The sequence below is a fragment of the Nocardia sp. NPDC004722 genome (assembly GCF_053601505.1).
In genome coordinates this window covers 1-1,352 of sequence record NZ_JBSGBY010001075.1, presented here as the reverse complement: position 1 = coordinate 1,352, position 1,352 = coordinate 1, and the positions used below count along the sequence as shown (strand labels likewise).

Sequence of the window (1,352 nt, the reverse complement as noted above, 5' to 3'; positions counted from 1 at the left end):
GGCGCGGCGTGAACCGGTTGTCCCGCTTCACTTTACGGCCGGATTGGACCCTTGACACGTCCAGCGAGAAGGTTGTGCTCGAGGTCCCGAGTGAGCGCGGTATGTGCTGCCACACCGGTGGTGCTCTGGCCTTCGACGCGGCCGACAATCTGTACCTCGCCACCGGCGACAATACGAACCCGTTCCAGTCCAACGACTTCAGCCCCCTGGACGAACGGCCCGAGCGTAATCCGCAATTCGACGCCCAGCGCACCTCGGCCAATACCAACGACCTGCGCGGAAAAGTCCTGCGCATCAAGGTCGCCGACGACGGGTCCTACACGATTCCGCCCGGCAACCTGTTCGCGCCCGGCACGGCCGAAACCCTGCCCGAGATCTACCTGATGGGCCTGCGGAATCCCTACAAGATCTCCGTCGATAAACCCACCGGCGTCCTGTATGTGGGCGAATATGGCCCCGACGCGAACGTCGCCGACCCTCAGCGCGGTCCGGCGAGACAAACCGCGTTCCTGCGCGCTACCGGGCCCGGAAATTATGGCTGGCCGTATTGCATCGGCGCCAAGACCGTGGCGGAAACATACAACCACTGGGACTTCGCAACCAATACCGGTGGACCGAAGTACGACTGCCAGAGCGGTGCGACAAATACCTCCTTCCGCAATACCGGCCTGGCGAAATTGCCACCCGCACTGCCGGCGTGGATCCAGTACGGCAAGGGAGCCGAGGCGCTCGGCGTCGCTCCGCCGGAGTTCGGGACCGGGTCGGAATCACCGATGGGCGGCAAGGTGTATCGGTACGACGCGTCGTCCACATCTCCGACGAAGTTCCCGCAGAGCTACGACGGGCATTACCTCGCGGCCGAGTTCGGCCTCCGCTGGATCATGGACATCGAGGTCAACGGCGATGGGTCGCCCGGTGCGATCACGCGCTTCCCCTGGACCGGAACCCAGGTCATGGACACCGCCTTCGGCCGTAACGGATCACTGTACGTTCTGGATTACGGCACCGGATGGTTCACCGGCGACGAAAACTCCGCGATCTACCGCATCGACTACATCAAAGGTCAGGTCGCTCCTCCGATCGCGCGGGCGACGGCGAAGCCGACCTCGGGCGCCACGCCACTGAACGTCACATTCTCTTCGGCGGGTTCCAGCGATCCCTCCGGAGGCGCGCTGACCTACCGGTGGGACTTCGGCGACGGCGCCTCCTCGACCGACCCCAACCCGACACACACATACACCACCGATGGCACCTATACAAGCACCAGTCGGAGCAGATCCTCGTACTGGGTATCTCGGTCGCTCTCCACGCCTGGCAAGCTTACGCACCGTGCAGAGACTGTTTGTGATCGG

At 63.8% G+C, this 1,352-nt stretch carries 1 protein-coding gene; it reads left to right on the top strand.

Going from position 1 to position 1,352, the window contains the following annotated elements; genetic code table 11:
* Positions 1-1,352: PKD domain-containing protein (locus ACWELQ_RS45805; protein ID WP_452403212.1), on the top strand; the 1,352-nt coding region annotated here is incomplete at both ends.